At 66.6% G+C, this 19,432-nt stretch carries 19 protein-coding genes; 13 read left to right on the top strand and 6 right to left on the bottom strand.

The features are described from left to right. Positions 1-170: 170 nt before the first annotated feature. Together pcrA and AB0M74_RS24660 are read left to right on the top strand one after the other, a co-directional pair. Complete coding sequence (gene pcrA, locus AB0M74_RS24665; protein WP_366528645.1) at positions 171-2,738, top strand: DNA helicase PcrA; 2,568 nt, start codon at positions 171-173, stop codon at positions 2,736-2,738. A 793-nt stretch (positions 2,739-3,531) separates the two neighbouring features. Next, positions 3,532-4,410 carry a hypothetical protein gene (locus tag AB0M74_RS24660; protein WP_366528644.1) on the top strand — a complete coding sequence of 293 codons (879 nt, stop codon included), beginning with the start codon at positions 3,532-3,534 and terminating at the stop codon, positions 4,408-4,410. Between the two features lie 310 nt (positions 4,411-4,720). Here the strand turns inward: AB0M74_RS24660 and AB0M74_RS24655 are convergent, their stop codons facing one another. Continuing rightward, positions 4,721-5,989, bottom strand: coding sequence for a M23 family metallopeptidase (locus tag AB0M74_RS24655; RefSeq protein ID WP_366528643.1), 1,269 nt, complete (start codon positions 5,987-5,989; stop codon positions 4,721-4,723). Between the two features lie 545 nt (positions 5,990-6,534). Here AB0M74_RS24655 and sucC point away from each other — a divergent pair. The 8 genes from sucC to AB0M74_RS24615 all read left to right on the top strand — a co-directional run bounded on the left by sucC (position 6,535) and on the right by AB0M74_RS24615 (position 14,885). Beyond that, entirely contained in the window at positions 6,535-7,698 is a 1,164-nt protein-coding gene (sucC, locus tag AB0M74_RS24650; RefSeq protein WP_366528642.1) for an ADP-forming succinate--CoA ligase subunit beta, read from the top strand. 29 nt (positions 7,699-7,727) lie between these two features. Next, the gene (gene sucD, locus AB0M74_RS24645) at positions 7,728-8,642 is read left to right on the top strand and encodes a succinate--CoA ligase subunit alpha (protein WP_366528641.1); all 915 of its coding nucleotides are present in this window, start codon (positions 7,728-7,730) and stop codon (positions 8,640-8,642) included. A gap of 207 nt (positions 8,643-8,849) precedes the next feature. After that, positions 8,850-9,041, top strand: coding sequence for a hypothetical protein (locus AB0M74_RS24640; protein WP_366528640.1), 192 nt, complete (start codon positions 8,850-8,852; stop codon positions 9,039-9,041). 246 nt (positions 9,042-9,287) lie between these two features. Then, the gene (locus AB0M74_RS24635; RefSeq protein ID WP_366528639.1) at positions 9,288-10,391 is read left to right on the top strand and encodes a DUF5336 domain-containing protein; all 1,104 of its coding nucleotides are present in this window, start codon (positions 9,288-9,290) and stop codon (positions 10,389-10,391) included. Between the two features lie 91 nt (positions 10,392-10,482). Continuing rightward, on the top strand, positions 10,483-12,063 hold the full coding sequence (locus AB0M74_RS24630; protein ID WP_366528638.1) for a DUF6350 family protein: 1,581 nt from the start codon (positions 10,483-10,485) through the stop codon (positions 12,061-12,063). 99 nt (positions 12,064-12,162) lie between these two features. Then, positions 12,163-12,795: a phosphoribosylglycinamide formyltransferase gene (gene purN / locus AB0M74_RS24625; RefSeq protein WP_366528637.1), complete on the top strand. Its 633-nt coding sequence runs from the start codon at positions 12,163-12,165 to the stop codon at positions 12,793-12,795. A 20-nt stretch (positions 12,796-12,815) separates the two neighbouring features. Continuing rightward, entirely contained in the window at positions 12,816-14,417 is a 1,602-nt protein-coding gene (purH, locus tag AB0M74_RS24620; RefSeq protein WP_366528694.1) for a bifunctional phosphoribosylaminoimidazolecarboxamide formyltransferase/IMP cyclohydrolase, read from the top strand. 129 nt (positions 14,418-14,546) lie between these two features. Next, the gene (locus AB0M74_RS24615) at positions 14,547-14,885 is read left to right on the top strand and encodes a hypothetical protein (RefSeq protein ID WP_366528636.1); all 339 of its coding nucleotides are present in this window, start codon (positions 14,547-14,549) and stop codon (positions 14,883-14,885) included. Positions 14,886-15,025: 140 nt separating this feature from the next. Here AB0M74_RS24615 and AB0M74_RS24610 read toward each other — a convergent pair whose 3' ends face one another. Next, entirely contained in the window at positions 15,026-15,478 is a 453-nt protein-coding gene (locus AB0M74_RS24610) for a hypothetical protein (protein ID WP_366528693.1), read from the bottom strand. Between the two features lie 411 nt (positions 15,479-15,889). Between AB0M74_RS24610 and AB0M74_RS24605 the strand changes: the two genes are divergently transcribed. Beyond that, a complete protein-coding gene (locus AB0M74_RS24605; protein ID WP_366528635.1) occupies positions 15,890-16,456 on the top strand; it encodes a LysM peptidoglycan-binding domain-containing protein in 567 nt (188 codons plus the stop codon). Between the two features lie 271 nt (positions 16,457-16,727). On the opposite strand, the gene rpsR is transcribed toward AB0M74_RS24605, so the two are convergent. Genes rpsR through rpmB form a run of 4 tightly spaced genes read right to left on the bottom strand, consistent with a single transcriptional unit; the run spans position 16,728 to position 17,741 of the window. Continuing rightward, positions 16,728-16,982 carry a 30S ribosomal protein S18 gene (gene rpsR, locus AB0M74_RS24600; protein ID WP_366528634.1) on the bottom strand — a complete coding sequence of 85 codons (255 nt, stop codon included), beginning with the start codon at positions 16,980-16,982 and terminating at the stop codon, positions 16,728-16,730. Positions 16,983-17,017: 35 nt separating this feature from the next. Then, a complete protein-coding gene (gene rpsN, locus AB0M74_RS24595) occupies positions 17,018-17,323 on the bottom strand; it encodes a 30S ribosomal protein S14 (protein WP_366528633.1) in 306 nt (101 codons plus the stop codon). Next, positions 17,323-17,493, bottom strand: a complete 171-nt coding sequence (gene rpmG / locus AB0M74_RS24590; RefSeq protein WP_366528632.1) for a 50S ribosomal protein L33 — start codon at positions 17,491-17,493, stop codon at positions 17,323-17,325. The genes rpsN and rpmG overlap by 1 nt, the downstream gene beginning before the upstream one ends. Positions 17,494-17,504: 11 nt before the next feature. Next, positions 17,505-17,741 (bottom strand): 50S ribosomal protein L28, encoded by a 237-nt coding sequence (gene rpmB / locus AB0M74_RS24585; protein WP_227996914.1) that lies wholly within the window; start codon positions 17,739-17,741, stop codon positions 17,505-17,507. 104 nt (positions 17,742-17,845) lie between these two features. On the opposite strand from rpmB, the gene AB0M74_RS24580 reads away from it, so the two are divergent. Next, entirely contained in the window at positions 17,846-19,153 is a 1,308-nt protein-coding gene (locus AB0M74_RS24580) for a GTP-binding protein (RefSeq protein WP_366528692.1), read from the top strand. After that, positions 19,150-19,431: a type B 50S ribosomal protein L31 gene (locus AB0M74_RS24575; RefSeq protein WP_366528631.1), complete on the top strand. Its 282-nt coding sequence runs from the start codon at positions 19,150-19,152 to the stop codon at positions 19,429-19,431. The genes AB0M74_RS24580 and AB0M74_RS24575 overlap by 4 nt, the downstream gene beginning before the upstream one ends. Position 19,432: the final 1 nt, after the last annotated feature.

The following is a 19,432-nucleotide window of genomic DNA, read 5'->3' as shown; positions in this document are numbered from 1 at the left end:
AGCAATGCAAAACACTTCATTTTGGGAATCTGCCGAGAGTGCCGACACAGATTTGCCACCCGGGACACGCTGCGGCTGTTCACTCATCGTTCGCCGACACGCCGTGAACGGACATCGACGGGAACGGGGACTTCATCTCTGTCGGTAGCCGCCGGTAGCGTTGATGGACGATGGACATCACGGTGGCTCCCCAGATGCAGGCCGGGCAGACTCGGCACCAGGACTCAGCCAAGGAACCGCAGGTCGACGATGGTCGTGCCGTGGATTCGGCGCAGTCCCCCGAACAGCGCCGCCTCGAAAGGGAGCAACGCAAGGCCGAGGAGGCCGAGCGGCTGCTCGAGGGCCTCAACCCGCAACAGCGCGCCGCGGTCGTGCACACCGGCGCGCCGCTGCTGATCGTCGCGGGCGCGGGCTCGGGCAAGACCGCCGTGCTGACCAGGCGCATCGCCTACCTGCTGGCCGCGCGCGGCGCGACGCCCGGCCAGATCCTGGCCATCACCTTCACCAACAAGGCTGCTGCGGAGATGCGGGAACGCGTCATCGGGCTGGTCGGCCCACGCGCCAACAATATGTGGGTTTCCACCTTCCACTCCAGCTGTGTGCGCATACTGCGCATGCAGTCGGCCCTGCTGCCCGGTCTGAATTCGAATTTCTCCATCTACGATGCCGACGATTCGCGGCGACTGCTCACGATGATCAGCCGCGACTTCGACATCGATGTGAAGAAATACTCGGCGCGGCTACTCTCGACCGCCATCTCGAATCTGAAGAACGAGCTCATCGGGCCCGCGCGGGCAACGACGGACGCCGAATCCGACGAGACCGAATTGCCGGGTCTCGTCGCCAGGGTCTACACCGAATATCAGCGCCGACTGCGCGCGGCGAACGCAATGGATTTCGACGACCTGATCGGCGAGACGGTGGCGCTGCTGCAAAACCACCCTCAGGTCGCGGAGTATTACCGGCGCCGCTTCCGGCACGTACTCGTCGACGAGTATCAGGACACCAACCACGCGCAGTACATCCTGGTACGTGAGCTGGTAGGACACCACACCGAGGCAGCGGAATCCGGCGACGGCGAGGCACCGGACGCGGCGGCGCCGAGCGAACTGTGCGTGGTCGGTGACGCGGACCAGTCCATCTACGCCTTCCGCGGCGCGACCATCCGCAATATCGAGGAATTCGAACGTGACTTCCCCGATGCCGAAACTATTCTGCTGGAACAGAATTACCGGTCCACCCAGCACATCCTTTCGGCCGCGAACGCGGTGATCTCGCGCAACGAGAACCGTCGCGACAAGCGGCTGTGGACCGATTCCGGCGAAGGTGATCTGATCACCGGCTACGTCGCCGACAACGAGCACGACGAGGCCTCCTTCGTCGCCCGCGAGATCGACCGGCTGGTGGACGCCGAGGAAGCCACCTACGGCGACGTCGCGGTCTTCTATCGCACCAACAACAACTCGCGTGCGCTGGAAGAAATCTTCATTCGAATGGGCCTGCCGTACAAGGTGGTCGGCGGCGTCCGCTTCTACGAGCGCAAAGAGGTGCGCGACATCGTCGCCTACCTGCGTGTGCTGGAGAACCCTGACGACGCGGTGAGCCTGCGCCGGATTCTCAACACCCCACGCCGGGGCATCGGTGACCGCGCCGAGGCGTGCGTGGCCGTGCACGCCGAACAGCGCGACATCGGTTTTGCCGCAGCGCTGCGCGATGCCGCCGAGGGCAAGGTCGCACTGCTGAACACCCGCGCCCAGCGTGCGATCGCCGGATTCCTCGAGCTGCTCGAGCAGATTCGGGCGGCGGGGGAGCAGGCCGAGCTCGACTTCCCGGATGTCGGGAATGTGGTCGACGCGGTGCTGGAGCGCACCGGCTATCGCGCCGAGCTGGCGGCGTCCGACGACCCGCAGGACGGTGCTCGACTGGACAACCTGAACGAATTGGTCAGCGTCGCAAGGGAATTCAGCTCAGAGGCCTACAACAACGCCGCCGCGGCCCGCGCGGAGGGCCTGGTGCCGGAGGCGGCCGACGGTGAGCCGGATCCCGGTTCGCTCGCGGCCTTCCTGGAGCGGGTCTCCCTGGTGGCCGATACCGATCAGATTCCCGACGAGGGCGCTGGCGTGGTCACGATGATGACTCTGCATACCGCCAAGGGGCTGGAGTTCCCCGTTGTGTTCGTGACGGGTTGGGAGGACGGCCAGTTCCCGCACATGCGGGCGCTCGGCGATCCCACCGAGCTCGCCGAGGAACGCCGCCTCGCCTACGTCGGCATCACCAGGGCCAGGCAACGGTTGTACCTGTCGCGCGCGGTGGTCCGTTCCGGCTGGGGACAACCCGTCTCTAACCCGGAATCTCGCTTCCTGCAAGAGATTCCGAGCCACCTCATCGACTGGAAGCGGCTGGAGCCGAGCGGCTCACCGCTGACCCGCAGCATCCGGCGTCGCGGGGACGACGACAGCGTGGAACGGGACTGGACCCGAGGCGACGGCTGGAACGAGCAGCGCCCGGGTGTGCGCGGTGACCGCGGCCCCCGTCGCCCCGCACCCGGCGGCGCCACCCGAAACAACACCAATCTCGTACTTGCCGTTGGTGATCGAGTGACCGACGACAAATACGGCCTCGGCCGAGTTGTCGCGGCCGAGGGCTTCGGGCCGTTGGCCACCGTGACCATCGATTTCGGCACCGCCGGAAAGATCCGCCTGATCCCGCAATACAGCCGGACTCTGGTCAAGCTCTGAGAGCGGCTGCCAACCGCTCTGCTGGTCGAAGGGTGACAAGTAGTCGCCCCGAGGTGATTCGACGTGTCCGTTCGGTGCGTCGAGACTGTCGAGCTGTGGCTGTGCGAGCACTCTGACAGCGCTGGCAGTGCCACTTCGCTGTCGTGGGGGTCGTTGTTGGTCGAGCGGCAGCTTTCTGCGATCTGGCTGTCCATCTTGATCAGCGGGGCAGCGGATCGCCGAGTGTTTTTCCAGCCTTTGGGTATTGGAAGCGGAAACCCGGACTCGCGCAGCGCCGTCATCAGTTCGCGGTTACGGACCGGGAAGTCGTGGCGGCCACCAGGATTACATTCGGCAACCTGACCTCCGGGTCGAGTCCAAGGGCGGCGCGGCCGATGGCGAGCAGTCTGCGACGTGAAGCCATGATCACCGAAACATGGAGTGCCGGTGGCTGAAGTTCGTCATCGGTGAGAGCGGCCGAACAGTCAGCACAGGCAGATCGCCAGGATCGTCAAAAAATCACGGATCGAGGCCGTCGCGCCCTTGCCAGGGGGTTCCTTCAGTCGCTGCGGACAGGGCCGACGAATTTCGATGCCCCGGTTCGTCTGTACGAACAACCGACCAGAAGGAGCGGTCACCATGACCGAACTGAAGCCCTCACCCCCGACGCCGAAATCGCCTACGACATACGCCGAGCAGAACAGCTCCGCGAGGAGCCGATCCTGATGATGATCGGCTCACCCATGGACGCCGCGGTCACGACCGAACACAACCGTGCAGGCGGCGCCTCTCGAGTGTCGGCGGCCAACGCAGGATGAGGACATCGATCGCCGAGAGCGTTCAGGCTGCCACACGGGCCCTGGCCTCCGCGTTCCGCGACGCCGCTACGGCGCTCTCGACGCGCTACCGTGCGACCGATTCCGGCCTGCGCTCCGGCGGCGCAAGCCTGGCCGACGCCGACGCCCGACTACAGATTCTGGTGAAAGCTGCCGCCTTGGGCGTGGGTGTAGGTATCGGTCTCGACATCGGGCCCGAGCTCGGCAACGAACTCGCGGACGCACTCATCGACGACCGCGTACCGGGTGATGACCGCGTACCGGGTGACGACTCGGCGCAGCTGGGACCGGAGGTGGACCGGCTGGTCGCGATGTCGCCGGCCTTGTCGAAGGATCTGCGGGAACTTCGGGCTGCGGGCTGGACGATAGGCTACAGCTCGATCGACGCCGGTGGTTATACCTTCGGAGGCGAGAAGAAGATCCTCCTCAACGTGGATGGAAAGAACGATCCGCTGCTGACCACAGCGCGATTGGCGCATGAGACCGGCCACGCCACCGCCGGCTCCGAATACAGCTATTCGGTCGATGCGCCCCTCCCCGGCGAACAGTATTGGGAGTGGCACGCAAAATATATGTACAAGGCGTATTTGGGTGAGTCCAATGCGGGATTTGCGACCGCCCGGGCGCGGCGGGAAATCCTCGACAACGGCGGGCCGGATATCGGCAACGCCGACGATGTCACCAAGGCTTCCTACGCCGGTTACGCCGCCGGTGATCTGACCAGACAGGCTGCCGTCGGCCTGCTCGCCGACCATCTGCGTGATAATCCCGGCGGATATCGCGACTATTACGGAAAAGGCCTGGACCAGGCCTGGAAGGATCTCACGGGGACACCGGCCCCTGATCCCTTCAAGTAGGGCTCAGGGTAGCCCGCGATCCGCCCGCGTTACGAAAGTCCAGCAATGAGCACCCGCATAATCGCGGCACCAGCCACCCGAATCCCTTGTAATACTATCCGTCCGAGGGAATGAATTTGTCCTGACCTCCGACCCAACGGGATTGGAGCTCTTTTGCCTGTATGTGACCCACCTGGTGAACCCCGGCCACGCGCCGGGGTTTCTTGGGTCCGGAGGGCCGTGTGTTCACCACCGTCTTTCACGATGCCGGTCCGAGTGCGGCGTTAACCCGCCGGTGAGCGGCCGCGTACAGGGGCGAGCGGCCGCCGAGTCAGTCGCGCTGTTGGCCGAGGCTGATGCCGCGGGTGGCGAGCCAGGGCAGCGGGTCGATCTTGTCATGGCCGTTGAGCCATACCTCGAAGTGGCAATGCGGGCCGGTGGAAAAGCCGCGGTTACCGATGGTGGCAATCTGATCGCCCGCCAGGACTCGCTGGCCCTGTGACACTGTTGCGGTGTCGATGTGGCCGTAGATGGTGACGGTGCCGTCATCGTGCAGCAGCCGTACCCACATGCCGAATCCGCTGGCCGGGCCCGCCTCGATGACCGTGCCGTCGGCGACCGCGACGATCGGGGTTCCGATCGGACCCGCGATATCGATGCCGAGGTGCTGGACGCCCCAGCGGGCACCGTAGCCGGAGGTGAAATTGCCCGCCGCGAACTTTGTGAACAGCGGGCGCAGTTTGGCGGCTTCTTCAGCGGCGAGGTCCTCGGCGTACTTCTGCCCCTTTTGCAGGATGTCGTTGAACTGGCCCAGGTTGCTCGGGGCCGAGACGTTGAGCACCTGAGGCGAATCCGGTGCGGCAGTGGGGTCGGTCACGCTCATCGACTGCGCGGCGATCTCGTGAATCTGACCGGCGGCCTCGTAGTCGACAGTCGCCGAAGGCTGTTCGGGTGCGGCGAACGCGGCCTGGCCTGCGGCGACGACCGCGCCGGCCGCGACAGCGACGACCGCGGCACGTCCTTTGAGCGCGGTCGGCGGCGCGGGCACTCGATGTGCGCCGCCGCGGCGCTGCGAACGGCGCCCGGGGATGACAGTGGGAACGGCGCGAGATTCGACGGCCTCCGCCTCGTGCTCGTGTTCCCACGAGTCGTCCGCATCGGCGGCCCAGGAATCACCCGTATCGGGTGTCCACGAGTCGTCGGCGGGGGGTGTCCAGGCGTCGCCGGTTTCGGGCGTCCAAGTGTTGTTGGTCTCGGGCGTCCAAGTGTTATGGGTCTCGGGCGTCCAGGAGTTGTCGGCGGCGGGCGCCCACGCTTCCTCGGCCGACCACGCGCCGCCGTCGGACCACGAATCCTGTTGCGACCATTCCTGTTGCGACCATGCATCGTTCGCGGACCAGGAGTCGTCGCGGTGGTCGCCGGCGGGCTGGAACTCGTATCCAGCATGCGCTCCGGCGGCGGGGGCCGCGTACCTGGCGTCGGCTGCCGGGGCGTCGCGTCTGCTCTGATCGGCGTAACCGTCGAACGGTTCGTCATCGGGCCGGTAACGATGGCCGGAGCGAACTCGATGGGAAGAAGGGAGGGTCGAGCGATGATTCATCGGCTGTGCCACATCATGAAGCTGGAGATGTTCGCGGTGTCGAGATCCCTACCCCGATGGGGCGTTGACGGGTTATCTGCGGAACGGCTCTCCGTGTGCGGAGTGCTGTGCTGCGTCAAGCTTGCCGTCCTCCTAGTCGTGACCGTGTTGTGACATCGACCGCATTGACGGTAACGAAACGATTGCGGGGTCCGCAAGCGCTGCGAGCGATCAATTCAAACATGTGAGATTGATCACGGTAACACTACGGAATATCGCACCGGGGGGTGGGCACTCGGGTGAGGTCATTCGACGACAACCTGTAGTAGACGGCTCCCATTTCGGTGTTCGGCTGGTCTACCTGGCGCACCGCCAAAAAGCTACTCACGAGTAGTGTTGGCCAGCGGTTTTTCCGGCCTGGGCACTGGCCCGTGACCTGCGCCACTTACGATGAATGTGGCCGTTTGGCCGTCCATGTGACTGGTTAGAGTCCGACCCGACCCGCTTCCGACGTCGGGCCGCCAACAAAGACGTTGTCATAGCAACGCAGACGAGACGGTGAGTACATGGATCTCTTCGAATACCAGGCGAAGGAGCTCTTCGTTAAGCACGGAGTGCCTTCGTCCGAGGGCCGCGTGACGGACACGGTCGAGGAAGCCCGCGCCATCGCGGAGGAAATCGGCAAGCCGGTAATGATCAAGGCGCAGGTCAAGGTGGGCGGCCGCGGCAAGGCGGGTGGCGTCAAGTACGCCGCCACCCCGGACGACGCGCTTACTCATGCGCAGAACATCCTCGGCCTGGATATCAAGGGCCACATCGTGAAGAAGCTCCTGGTCGCCGAGGCCAAGGACATCGCGGAGGAGTACTACATCTCCTTCCTGCTGGATCGTTCCAACCGCACCTACCTGGCCATGTGCTCGGTCGAAGGCGGCATGGAGATCGAAGAGGTCGCCGCCACCAAGCCGGAGCGGCTGGCCAAGGTCCCGGTCGACGCCGTCAAGGGTGTCGATCTCGCGTTCGCCCGCTCGATCGCCGAGCAGGGCCACCTGCCCGCCGACGTGCTGGACGCGGCGGCCGTGACCATCCAGAAGCTGTGGGAGGTGTTCGTCGGCGAAGACGCCACCCTGGTGGAGGTCAACCCGCTGGTTCGCACCCCCGACAACCAGATCCTGGCCCTCGACGGCAAGGTCACCCTCGACGAGAACGCCGCGTTCCGGCACCCGGACCACGAGGCGTTCGCGGACAAGGATGCGACCGACCCGCTCGAGCTCAAGGCCAAGGAAAACGACCTCAACTACGTCAAGCTCGACGGTGAGGTCGGCATCATCGGCAATGGTGCCGGTCTGGTCATGTCCACGCTCGACGTGGTCGCCTACGCGGGCGAGAACCACGGCGGCGTCAAGCCCGCCAACTTCCTCGACATCGGCGGTGGCGCCTCGGCCGAGGTCATGGCCGCCGGCCTGGATGTCATTCTGAACGACGCGCAGGTCAAGAGCGTGTTCGTGAACGTCTTCGGTGGCATCACCGCGTGTGACGCGGTCGCCAACGGCATCGTGAAGGCGCTGGAAATCCTCGGCTCCGAGGCGAACAAGCCGCTGGTCGTCCGTCTCGACGGCAACAAGGTCGACGAGGGCCGCAAGATCCTGGTCGATGCCGCGCATCCGCTGATCACACTTGCGCAGACAATGGACGAAGGCGCCGACAAGGCCGCCGAACTGGCTTCCCGGTAATCGACGAGCCAAGTAAGGAATAACCTGAAATGTCTATCTTCCTGAACAAGGACTCGAAGGTCATCGTCCAGGGCATCACCGGCGGCGAGGGCACCAAGCACACCGCACTGATGCTCAAGGCCGGCACCCAGGTCGTCGGTGGCGTCAACGCGCGCAAGGCGGGCACCACCGTCGCGCACACCGATAAGGATGGCGCCTCGGTCGAACTGCCGGTGTTCGGCACCGTCGCCGAGGCCATCAAGGAAACCGGCGCGGATGTCTCCATCGCGTTCGTGCCGCCGAAGTTCGCCAAGGACGCGATCATCGAGGCCATCGACGCGGAGATCCCGCTGCTCGTGGTCATCACCGAGGGCATCCCGGTGCAGGACACCGCGTACGCGTGGGCCTACAACGTCGAGAAGGGCAACAAGACCCGGATCATCGGCCCGAACTGCCCCGGCATCATCACCCCTGGCGAGTCGCTGGTCGGCATCACCCCGGCCAACATCACCGGCAAGGGTCCGGTCGGTCTGGTGTCGAAGTCCGGCACCCTGACCTACCAGATGATGTTCGAGTTGCGTGACTTCGGCTTCTCGACCGCCATCGGCATCGGCGGCGACCCGGTCATCGGAACCACCCACATCGACGCCATCGAGGCGTTCGAGAAGGACCCGGAGACCAAGCTGATCGTGATGATCGGCGAGATCGGCGGCGACGCCGAGGAGCGGGCCGCGGCCTACATCAAGGCCAATGTCACCAAGCCGGTCGTCGGCTACGTCGCGGGCTTCACCGCCCCCGAGGGCAAGACCATGGGCCACGCGGGCGCCATCGTCTCCGGCTCGGCGGGCACCGCCCAGGCCAAGAAGGACGCACTCGAGGCCGCGGGCGTGAAGGTCGGCAAGACGCCGTCCGAGACCGCCGCGCTCGCACGCGAAATCCTGGAGAAGGCAAGCATCACCGCCTGATTCGCGATAGTCGAAAAGGCCGCCGCCCGCAGTCGGGCGGCGGCCTTTTCGGATTCCGGGTGGTCTGATCAGGCGTCGCGCCGTAGCTGTCGCGCACCCGAATCCGGTGCCCGCGTAATGGGTAGGACCTTCGTCGTTGCGGTGAGTGCGTAGACCAGAGTTTCAGCGCGGCCGTCTCAGCGCGAATTCACCAGCGTTTCACCAGGTGTGGCCTACGCGCCTGTGCGATATGCCTCGAGCCGGTCGGCATCCGGATCCGTTGTCCCCGGCAATCTCGGCCCGTTCGAGTACCTACGCCAGGGTGAGGCCCGCGGCAGCCGGGGGTTGGAGAACGGCGAATGTCAGGACTACGACTGCGCGGGCAGCTATGGCGCCCACTATCTGGTGCCGCGCTACTGACGTCGTTCGGAGGTGCCGCGCATCGACGCGAGGGGTTTCGCGCCCGGAGTGTCCACGACGACTCGGCCGCGCTGCACCCCGGGCGCGAATTGTTATGGAGTCGGGACCGTCATGCGGCACCAGGCACGGAAGGCTTTATCTGGTCGCCCGGCCGGTTTGTCAAGGATGACCGGGACCGGCCGGTGCAGTAGCGTCAGGTGAATCCAGCCGTCTAGCAACGTACGACTCGACCTAGGAGACGACGACATGTCCTACCCGACCGGGGGCTCCGGGTACAACACACCCGCGACGCCCTCCGTTCCTTCCAGCCTCGGCCAGTCGGCGGGTAGTACCGGCACAAGTGCGAGCACTCCCGGATCCGATGCCAAGGGGCTGCCGTTCTTCCTCACAGCCGGTGTCGCCGGCCTCGGCGTGCTGAACTTCCTGCTCGGGTTCCTGCCCTATGCGGGCCGCGAGGCGGTCAACCCGTTGAACGGCGCCAAGATCGCCAGCGAGAGTGCCAACTCCTTCGACGTCCCGCTGACGGCACTGCTCGCGCTGCTGCTGCTCGGCGGCCTGCTCGCCGGACTGTCGTTGCTGCCGAAGCAGAACTGGACCGGTGCGGCGGCCGCCGCTTCGCTCGCCGGCTTCCTCGGGCTGGTGTTCCAGTCGTTCAACCTGTCCGACGGTGTCGAGTTGAAGTGGGGCGCATGGGTTGTGCTCTTCCTCGCTCTCGTGCAAGCCGGTGTCGCAGTCGGCGCGGTGCTGTTCGAGGCGGGCATCCTGACACCGCCCGCGCCCAAGCCCGCTACGCCGCAGGCCCCGCCGAGCGGTTTCGGTCAGGGCGGCTACGGTCAGCAGCCCTCGGCGTTCGGTCAGCCGTCGGCGTTCGGTCAGAGTCCGAGCCAGTCCGGCTACGGCCAGAGCCAGCCGGGCCAGACCTACGGCCAGCAGCCGTCCTACGGGCAGGGCCAACCCTCCTACGGTCAGGCCCAACCCAGCCAGCCGAGTCAGCCCACCTATGGCCAGAGCCAGCCCGCGTACGGCCAGAGCCAGCCCGGCCAGAGCTACGGTCAGCAGCCGTCCTACGGTCAGCAGCCCGGATACGGTGCGGCACAGCAGGGTTCGCCCTACGGTGCGACGGCGCCCGGGCCGCGCCCGGACGAAAGCGCCACCCAGCATTTCGGCGCACCGCAGCCAGGTCAGCAGCAGTACGGTGCGCCCGGCTACGGCCAGGGCCAGCCACCGCAGGGCCAGTCGGGTCAGCAGGGCCAGTCGGGTCAGCAAGGCCAGCCTTTCGGTAGCGAGCAGGGGTCGGACCCGGCCTCCGACGCCACCCAGGCGTTCCGTCCGTCGGACGACAACAAGTAGTTTCGGTCGCTCTCCCGGCGCCGCGCTCATCGCGGGTGGGCGCGGCGCGCCTGACCCGTTCGCGCCGGGGGAGCTGCCACGCTGAATTTCTATGAGCTCCCCGAGATCCCCTCTTGTTCGCCGGACCACCGGGTCCCGTAGCGCGCCGGATTCCGCGGTGCGCAGGTCGCGTCGCGGCGCTCCGGCGCCCGGCGACGGCGACGAACACGGGTTCCTCTCACTGACTCCGGAACGCGCCCGCGTGCTGGTGCTCGTCGCCGCCCGCCCGTCGGCTCTCACTCTCACCGCCGTCGTCGTCCTCGTGCTGGCCACGTTGTTGACCTCGGGCAGCAGCATGGCCGGAACCTCCGGCGCGATTGCCGCGGGTTGGCTTGCGGCGCACCAGGTTCCGCTGGTGATCGGCAAGACATCGCTCGGCCTGCTGCCGCTGCTGCCGACCGGTCTGCTGGTCTGGCTTTCCGGACGTGAATGTGTCCGCGCGGTCGAGCCGAACAGCACTCGCGCGGATCTCGGTTGGATTCTCGGTGCGGCGCTCGGCGGGCCGTTGCTTGTCACGGCGGTCTGTCTGGCGGTCGCCGAGGATGCCTCCGGCGTCGTCGCGCTGCAACCACCGAACACCCTCGCTGCGTTCGGCTGGGTCGGTGGCGTGCATCTGCTCGCGGCGGCGGGTGGGATCGCCTCCCGCAATCGGCGCCGGGTTTTCACCCTGTTACAGCTGCCGGACTGGGCTGTCGCGGGCATGTTCGGTGCGGGCCGGACCGTGCTGCGCCTACTCGCTTGTGCCACCGCGGTCACCGTCGTGTCATTCTTCGCGCATGTGTCGAGAATCGGTGACACCTACCAATCGGCAGGCAATGCCGTCGGGGTTCTCGGACTGACCCTGCTCTCGCTCGCCTATCTGCCGAATGTGGTCGTCGCTGCGGTCAGCGTGCTGATGGGCGCATCCGCCCAGTTCGGCGACGCGTCGGTCGGTGTGTTCTCGGTGATCGGCGGTCCGATTCCGGCGGTGCCGGTGCTCGCGGCGGTGCCGACCGGGCCCGCGGCGGGATGGTGGCTGGTGGTGCTGCTCATCCCGGCGGCGGTCGGTGTCCTCGGCGGGCTGGACAGCGCGCGGACCTCCACCGACCGGATCGCCGCACCCTGGGCGACGCTGACCTCGGCCGGTCTGGCGACCGTGGTGTTGGCATCGCTCGGCGTGGTCGCGGGTGGTGCGCTCGGCACGTTCGGCCGAGTCGGTCTCGATCTGCCGATCTTCGTGGTGGTGAGCTTCGCCTGGCTGGCCGTCACGGGTTATGCCGGGCTGGTGTTCGGGCGCTTCTTCGTCGTCCCGGTCGGTGCTCAGAGCACCCGATACGACGAGGACGACGACTATTACGTGGAGGACGAGTACGGCGCCTATTACACGGACGACGAGTACGCCGACGATCACCACACCGACTATCACGATGACGACTACGACGAGTACGCGGCCGACGACGACTATTTCGACGACGAATACCAGCACTACGACGGGCCCGACCTCGAGGTGGAAGTCGACGGCGAGCTCGTCGAGGAGCAACCCGCCCTCGCCGCGCGCGGTTCGGCCCCGGGCATCGACGCCATCCCCGACATCGTCGACGCCGAAGTGGTCGAGGCGGACCTGCCGGAAAGTGACCCGGTGGACGGTCGTTAGGCTCTACGGCGGCGGTCTCGCATCGCCCGCACTAGGAACAGCCCCGCCTTTCGATCGATACGCAGGAGTAGAGCGCTGACGTCCCCGCATGCTCAGTGGGTGCCCACCACGGCCCCGGCCACCGTTGTCGTGTTGGCCTCGGGCACCGGGTCGCTGCTGCGCGCCCTCATCGATGCCGCGTCCGCATCCGACTATCCCGCGAAAATCGTCGCCGTCGGTGTCGACCGGAACTGTGCCGCCACCGAGCACGCGGCCGCCGCGGGTATCCCGGATTTCCGGGTGGCGCTCAAAGAATTCCCCGACCGCGCCGCGTGGGATGCCGCGCTCACCGAGGCGGTCGCCGCGTACCACCCCGATCTCGTCGTTTCGGCCGGCTTCATGAAGCTCCTCGGTCCGGCGTTCATGGCCCGATTCAGCGGCCGGATCATCAATACCCACCCCGCGCTGCTGCCCGCCTTCCCTGGCGCGCACGGGGTGCGTGACGCGCTGGCCTACGGCGTCCGCGTCACCGGCTCCACTGTGCACCTGGTCGATTCCGGTGTCGACACCGGACCGATCCTCGCGCAGGAAGCGGTGCCGGTGCTCGATGACGACGACGAGGCCACGCTGCACGAGCGCATCAAGGTTGTCGAGCGACGGTTGCTGGCGGAAGTTGTCGCCGCCGTCGCCACCAGAGGCATTGTCTCCGACGGACGAAAGGCAGTTATCCCAGATGAGCGAGTTCTTCGGTGAGTGAGCGCAGCGAAGGAACGGTGGACCCGGCTGAGCGCAGCGAAGGAACGGCGCGGAAGTCCATCAGCAGGGCCCTTGTCAGTGTGTACGACAAGACCGGGCTCATCGAGCTCGCCACTGGGCTGCACGCCGCGGGCATCGAGCTCGTGTCGACCGGGTCGACCGCAGGCAAGATCGCCGACGCGGGTATCCCGGTGACCAAGGTCGAGGACCTGACCGGGTTCCCGGAGACCCTGGACGGCCGGGTCAAGACGCTGCACCCGCGGGTGCACGCGGGAATCCTCGCCGACACCCGCAAGGCCGAGCACGTCGACCAGCTGGTGGAGTTGGGTGTCGAGGCATTCCAGCTGGTGGTGGTGAATCTGTATCCGTTCACCGCGACCGTGGCCAGCGGGGCGACTCCGGACGAGTGCGTCGAGCAGATCGATATCGGCGGGCCGTCCATGGTGCGCGCCGCCGCCAAGAACCACCCTTCGGTCGCAGTGGTCGTCGACAGCGGCGACTACGGCGATGTGCTCAGCGCGGTGCAGGTCGGCGGTTTCACGCTGGCCGAGCGGACCGCGTTGGCGGCCAAGGCTTTCCAGCACACCGCGAGCTATGACGTCGCAGTGGCGAGCTGGATGACCAACGTGCTGGTGCCGGGGAAGGCCGAGTCGGCCGAGCCCGCCGGCGTGCAATTCCCCGGTTGGTTGGGCGGCACCTGGGCGCAGGCCGCGGTACTGCGCTACGGCGAGAACCCGCACCAGGCCGCAGCGCTCTACGTCGACAACGGCGGCGGCGTCGGGCTCGCGCAGGCACAGCAGTTGCACGGCAAGGAAATGTCGTACAACAACTACACCGATGCCGATGCCGCGTGGCGCGCCGCATATGACCACACCGCTCCCGCGGTGGCGATCATCAAGCACGCCAACCCCTGTGGCATTGCGATCGGTGCCGATATCGCCGAGGCGCACCGCAAGGCGCACGCGTGTGATCCGGTCAGCGCCTACGGTGGTGTGATCGCGGCAAACCGTGAGGTGACCGTCGAGATGGCCGAGCAGGTCGCCGAGATCTTCACCGAAGTGATCGTTGCTCCGTCCTACGCCGACGGTGCCGTGGAAGTGTTGCAGCGCAAGAAGAATGTGCGCATCCTGGTCGCGGCGGCGCCGCAGCGGGCCGGCGGAGAGCTGCGTCCGATCAGCGGTGGCGCGTTGTTGCAACAGCGCGACATTCTGGACGCGGCAGGCGATGACCCGGAGAACTGGACACTGGTGGCCGGGGAGGCCGCCGACCCCGAGACTCTCGCGGATCTCGAATTCGCTTGGCGCGCATGCCGTGCCGTGAAGTCGAACGCGATCCTGCTCGCCCACGACGGCGCCTCGGTCGGCGTCGGCATGGGGCAGGTGAACCGGGTGGATGCGGTCGGCCTCGCTGTGCAGCGCGCCGGCGACCGCGCCAAGGGCTCGGTCGCCGCTTCGGACGCGTTCTTCCCCTTCTCGGATGGTCCGCAGCAGCTCATCCAGGCGGGCATCCGGGCGATTGTGCAGCCGGGCGGCTCGGTCCGCGATCAGGACACCGTGGATCTGGCCCGCGAGGCCGGAGTCACCCTGTACCTCACGGGTTCTCGCCACTTCGCGCACTGAGCAACACCACTTCGCGCACTCAGCCGAGCGAGAGGGCGGACCCATCGGGTCCGCCCTCTTCGCATCCACGGACGACCTAGGTTGTCAACCTTCGGCGGATATCGAACCGGGCTTCCTGCCGTTAGGCGCATGTCGACTCGTGCGGCAGTGGCCTCCGGTGTGGTCATGATGCTCGCGGTGGTCACCGTGGCGTTCGGTGCGCACGGGCAGGCCGGTGCGGAGCGGCTCGTACCGCAGGCCGTTCCGTCGCTGAAGGGTTGGGTGCCAGGGGGTCCTCGTTTGCGCTCGGTGCACACGCACGGGTGTTGTACGCGCAGGATGCGGTGCGCGACAGCGCCACCGACCTTGCCGAAGGACCCAGTGCCGTCATCGGCGATGACGTTGTGGCGCAGGCGGGTTCGGTGGACGGTTCGGGCGACCTCGTGGTGCGATGCGCTCGCCGGTGATCAGCACGCCACCTTGCTCTGATTCGAGTTGTACTGGTGCGTAATGCTTTTCGGTGCGGTGCGGTGCGGTGCGGTGCGGTGCGGTGCGGTGCGGTGCGGACTTACGGCATCGGTGATCGAAATGTGTTTCCGCCGCTGTAGGGCTGCGACCTAGCCGGTGGGTTAGGCCGCGCTGAGGACCTGGCGGTTCCCGAGCGGAGCCTTCAGCGGCACCTCTAGGGTGCCGAACACCGCGATCATCGTGCACATCCGCCCGACCGCATCGGCGCGTGTGCCGGACCGTAGTTCGATGGTGACCGTCGAATCGGTCTCCGTCGCGGTCGCGTCCACGCCGTAGCATTCGGGTGCGCCGGTCTGGAAGTTCACCGCTATTCGATCGTCGGCGACCCGGGTCCACGAGGTGAACGGAATCGGATGGGCTCCGACGATGGTCGGATCGGCGACGAAGGGGTTGCCGGAATTGCCGCTCGCCGCCTCGGTGGGCGTCGTCGGCGCCGAGGTCGTCGCGGTCGTCGATTTCTGTTGTGCGCTCTCGTCGTCGGAGCCGCCGCAGCCTGCGACAGCGAGGACGGCGAGCAGAACTGCGGCAGCAGCAACGGGGCGCGCGCCCGACATCCGAGACATGGACACCACACTAGTTGACCGCGCTCCGTGACCGGCGAAGATCGCATTCACCGGGTTCCAGCTATCGCTGTATCCGTCCTGCTGCACTGTGCGACAATCCAACACAGCGACCAACGCCACACAGTGAACTTTCGGCGAACCGAGCGCGTAATCCTCCACGCGGCCTGGAAGGGCAGTAGATTCAGCTCCGACGTACGCCATGATCTTGTTTCGAGCGATCTGCAAGCACATCGCCGGTGGTGTTGTGGTGACATGGGAGCAGTCGCAAGCGGTGTGGTTTCGAGTGACCTGCAAGCAGTCGTGAGCGGTGTTGGTTCGGGTGACCCGCGGGCAGTCGCAAGCGGTGTCGCGGCGTGCGTCGATGTCGGATGCTTGGCACAGTAACTCTTCGAAAGGAACGACGTGGGCGACACGCTGCGCGTAGGTGAAGAACTCGGGCTCGGCCAGTCTCTGGTGGGCGGTGCGTACACCCTGACCCTGCAGCCGGATGGCAACCTGGTGTTGTCGGAGCCGGATGGAAATGTCGTGTGGGCCACCCAGACTCACGATCAGGGTGTCGAGCGCGCCGTCCTGCAGGAGGACGGCAACTTTGTGCTCTACAAGGGCGAGGGTGCCGCCTGGTCCACCGAGACCAACGGCAGGAGCGCGGACCGGCTGACGGTGCAGGCCGACCGCAATGTGGTGCTGTACGGCACCGACGGCAGCGCCCTGTGGTCGTCGCAGACCCACACCGACAATCCGCTGTCGGCTCCCGAACCGGCCGCCGAGGCCCCGGCCGCTCCGGCTGCCGAGGAGGTTCCGCCCCCGCCGCCGGCTGCGCAGACCTACACGGTCGAACCGGGCGACACTCTGTGGGCGATCGCCGAGCGTTTCTACGGCGACGGCAACCGTTACCAGGAGATCGCCAACGCCAGCGGCATCGACAACCCGGATGCGATCAACGTCGGCCAGGTGCTGACCATCCCGTAATTCGGCCGCACGGGCGCGGCCCGCGCGCTCCAGCGTCCGGGCCGGCGAGGCTCGCGCCCGCGGTGCGTGTGCTTCGCCGACTCGGACCCGAGACGGGCCGCGAACGGGTCGCTCGTCGGACTCGCTCGGTGGTGGTTGTGTCGGTGGCGATTCGCGCAACCGAATGACCGCGGTGCTGACCGATCAGCCGGTGAACAATCGCGTTGTGAACGAATCGAGGCCCCCCGCAGCATTGCTCCGGGGGGCCTCGGTCGTCGGTCGGAGTCGGGACTTACCGACTGGTGAATGGCAACAGTGCCATCTCGCGGGCGTTCTTCACCGCGACGGCGACCTGGCGCTGCTGCTGGGGGGTGAGTCCGGTGACCCGGCGGCTACGGATCTTGCCGCGATCGGAGATGAAAGTGCGCAGCAGATTGACGTCTTTGTAGTCGACGATTTCGATGCCCGCGGCGATGAGGGGGTTCTTCTTGGGCCGCCGGTTCTGTTCGGCGCGAACCTTCTTCGAGGGTGCTCGCTTGACTGCCATATGACGGGGTTCCTTCTCACGAGAACAGTGGTTGTCTACCAGCTCGATTTGTGCACACCAGGCAGTTCGCCCCGATGGGCCATTTCGCGCACTCGCACACGGGAGAGTCCGAACTTCCGGAGATAACCGCGCGGTCGTCCGTCCGCGGCGTCCCGATTGCGTAATCGTACCGGACTCGCATCTCGGGGCAGCCGCTGTAGCGCCGACTGCGCGACGGCCCGGTCGGCGTCGGAGGTGGCCGGATTTCGGATCAGCTCCCCGAGCTCGGCGCGCCGGGTGGCATAGCGCGCGACGACCTGCTTGCGCTGTTCGTTGCGTGCGATCTTCGATTTCTTGGCCATCAGCGTTCCTCGCGGAAATCGACGTGCTTGCGGACAACGGGGTCGTATTTGCGCAGGACCATCCGGTCCGGATCGTTGCGTCGATTCTTTCGGGTGACGTACGTATATCCGCTTCCCGCAGTGGATTTCAGCTTGACGATCGGTCGGATCTCGGTCGACTTGGATGCCATCGGTGTCCCTCTCAGATCTTGTCGCCGCGAGCCCGGATCCGGGCCACAACGGCTTCGATTCCGTCTCGGTCGATGGTCTTGATGCCTTTGGTGGAGACGGTCAGCGTGATGCGCCGATCCTCGCTGGGTAGGTAGTAGGTCTTGCGCTGGATATTGGGGTTCCAGCGACGGCTCGTCCGCTTGTGCGAGTGCGACACGGACTTGCCGAACCCCGGCTTGCGCCCGGTGACCTGGCAGTGGGCCGACATGCGGACTCCCTCCAGTAGATGAAAATCATTTTCGACAACGGCTGCTCGACAATGTACCGTCGGTCTACGGCAAATGAAAATCGTTATCGAAAGGGGTTCTGGTGATCGAGTCCGACCGGAGAACGTCCGTCGTGGTGATCGCCGGATCGTCCGGACGCGCGACGGCGGGTGTGGACCGCACGGCCGATGCGCTGCGCGCGACGCCAGGCACTGTGACCATTCGGCACGACCTGAGTGGATTGCGCGAGGGCATCGTGCATCGGACGGTGCGCACCGGCGAGCACGAGACTTCGGCGGTGCTCGAGCTCGCGCACGGCTGCGTCTCATGCACGCTGCGCATGGATCTATTGCCCCTACTGTGCGCGTTGGCCGCACGCGACTCGGTGTATCGCATTGTGCTCGCGCTCGATCCGGCGTTCGAAGCCGAAGGGGTCTGCCAGGCGATCGAGAACGTCGTCGTCACCGGCATTGTCGGCAGGGTGGACGGGCCTGCAGGTCGCGACGTGCGCGTCGAGGCCGTGGTGACGTGCCTCGAGTCCGATCGGTGGCTCACCGATGCGACCGGCGAGGAGACCCTCGCCGAGCGCGGCCTCGCCACCGCCGACGACGAACGGACCGTCGCGCAGCTCGCGGTCGGCCAGGTCGATTTCGCCGATGCCGTTGTGGCGCTCGGTGATTCGGGCGAGCCGCTGGAGCGGCTGCGGCTCGGCGCGGTGCTGGCCAGGCTGGTGCCCGATGCCCCCGTCGCCTGGGTGGCCCACGACGGTCCCGGCACCGAGGAGGTCGAGACCCTGCTCACCCGAATTCCCGTGGCATCCCGGCGCGGCCGGGTCTTCGACGCGCACGCGCCGCTCTTGCGCGGACAGCCGCCGCTCGGCGCCGATCACGCGGTCACGCTGATGGAGTTCGCCGCGAGCCGCCCCTTCCATCCCGTGCGCCTGCACGAAGCGCTCGACGTGCTGTTCGACGGCGTGGTGACCGCGCGCGGCCGCATCTGGCTCGCCACCCAGCCCGACGAGGTGGTGTGGCTGGAGTCGGCGGGCGGCGGCCTGCGCGTCGGCGGTGCGGGACCGTGGCTGGCGGCGATGAGCCCGGCGGAGCTGGAAAGCGCCGATCCGGCTCGGCGGGCGATGGCCGCACTGCGCTGGGACGACAGGTTCGGTGATCGAGACACTTCGCTGGTGATCCTGGTGCACGACGCCGACCCCGGCGAGATTCGGCAGGCCCTGCACTGGGCTCTTGTCGAGGACGACGAACTACGCCTGCTCGAACGTGCGCCCGAACTGGTCGCGCAGTGGGAAGACCCGTTCGGCGAATGGCACACCGACCCGTGTGAGACCGGTGAATCGACCGGCCTGCACGTGGAAGGTGGTGCGGGACAGTCGAAAAGCCCGAAAGGAGAAAGCACATGAAAACCGGAATACATCCGGACTACCACCCGGTGGTGTTCGAGGATTCGAGCACCGGCAAGCAGTTCCTGACCCGGTCCACCTCGACCAGCGCGCGGACGGTGCGGTGGTCGGACGGCAACACCTATCCGCTGCTGGTGGTGGACGTGACCTCCGATTCGCACCCGTTCTGGACCGGAGCGCACCGCGTGATGGACACCCAGGGGCGGGTGGAGAAGTTCGAGCGCAAGTACGGCAGGCGGGCACGCGGAGCGTCCCAGCCCGGACGAGGGGAGGGCTGAC

The organism is Nocardia sp. NPDC051463 (assembly GCF_040681975.1).
In the GTDB taxonomy this organism is placed as follows: domain Bacteria; phylum Actinomycetota; class Actinomycetes; order Mycobacteriales; family Mycobacteriaceae; genus Nocardia.
The sequence above is the reverse complement of the archived record's forward strand: the minus strand, read 5'-3'. Positions and strand labels throughout refer to the sequence as shown.

Coding starts and splice junctions, on each gene's coding strand:
- rpmG (WP_366528632.1), bottom strand. CDS start 17,493: ATGGCATCCAAGTCGACCGAGATCCGACCGATCGTCAAGCTGAAATCC.
- rpmB (WP_227996914.1), bottom strand. CDS start 17,741: ATGTCGGCCCACTGCCAGGTCACCGGGCGCAAGCCGGGGTTCGGCAAG.
- sucC (WP_366528642.1), top strand. CDS start 6,535: ATGGATCTCTTCGAATACCAGGCGAAGGAGCTCTTCGTTAAGCACGGA.
- AB0M74_RS24660 (WP_366528644.1), top strand. CDS start 3,532: ATGAGGACATCGATCGCCGAGAGCGTTCAGGCTGCCACACGGGCCCTG.
- rpsN (WP_366528633.1), bottom strand. CDS start 17,323: ATGGCCAAGAAATCGAAGATCGCACGCAACGAACAGCGCAAGCAGGTC.
- rpsR (WP_366528634.1), bottom strand. CDS start 16,982: ATGGCAGTCAAGCGAGCACCCTCGAAGAAGGTTCGCGCCGAACAGAAC.
- AB0M74_RS24615 (WP_366528636.1), top strand. CDS start 14,547: ATGTCGACTCGTGCGGCAGTGGCCTCCGGTGTGGTCATGATGCTCGCG.
- AB0M74_RS24630 (WP_366528638.1), top strand. CDS start 10,483: ATGAGCTCCCCGAGATCCCCTCTTGTTCGCCGGACCACCGGGTCCCGT.
- AB0M74_RS24610 (WP_366528693.1), bottom strand. CDS start 15,478: ATGTCGGGCGCGCGCCCCGTTGCTGCTGCCGCAGTTCTGCTCGCCGTC.
- sucD (WP_366528641.1), top strand. CDS start 7,728: ATGTCTATCTTCCTGAACAAGGACTCGAAGGTCATCGTCCAGGGCATC.
- AB0M74_RS24655 (WP_366528643.1), bottom strand. CDS start 5,989: ATGAATCATCGCTCGACCCTCCCTTCTTCCCATCGAGTTCGCTCCGGC.
- AB0M74_RS24575 (WP_366528631.1), top strand. CDS start 19,150: ATGAAAACCGGAATACATCCGGACTACCACCCGGTGGTGTTCGAGGAT.
- pcrA (WP_366528645.1), top strand. CDS start 171: ATGGACATCACGGTGGCTCCCCAGATGCAGGCCGGGCAGACTCGGCAC.
- AB0M74_RS24635 (WP_366528639.1), top strand. CDS start 9,288: ATGTCCTACCCGACCGGGGGCTCCGGGTACAACACACCCGCGACGCCC.